This is a genomic window from Pauljensenia sp. UMB3104 (assembly GCF_030217285.1).
Classification (GTDB): Bacteria; Actinomycetota; Actinomycetes; order Actinomycetales; family Actinomycetaceae; genus Pauljensenia.
Genome location: NZ_JASONN010000574.1, coordinates 1 through 238, shown reverse-complemented (window position 1 = coordinate 238; position 238 = coordinate 1). Strand labels below are relative to the sequence as shown.

The 238-nt window shown below is 51.3% G+C and carries 1 protein-coding gene; it reads right to left on the bottom strand.

Features of this window, described 5'->3' with window-relative positions; translation table 11 throughout:
• On the bottom strand, positions 1-238 hold a 238-nt coding region (locus tag QP415_RS12825), incomplete at both ends, for a hypothetical protein (protein ID WP_285100329.1).

Sequence of the window (238 nt, the reverse complement as noted above, 5' to 3'; positions counted from 1 at the left end):
TGTACTTACTGCCCTTATCCACAGTCGCACCATCCATACTGCCGCTACCACCATTACCGTCGTAGCTAACAGAAACCTGGACCTTCTTCCACACAGCCTTCACGACCGTGTCACCATGAACAGTAATCTCGGTACCCGGCGCCACTTCCTGACCATCAACTTCCCAAGCCTTAAATTCCTGGGAGTCATCCGGAGCAGTAAAACCATTAGGCAACACCGTGTACTTACTGCCCTTATC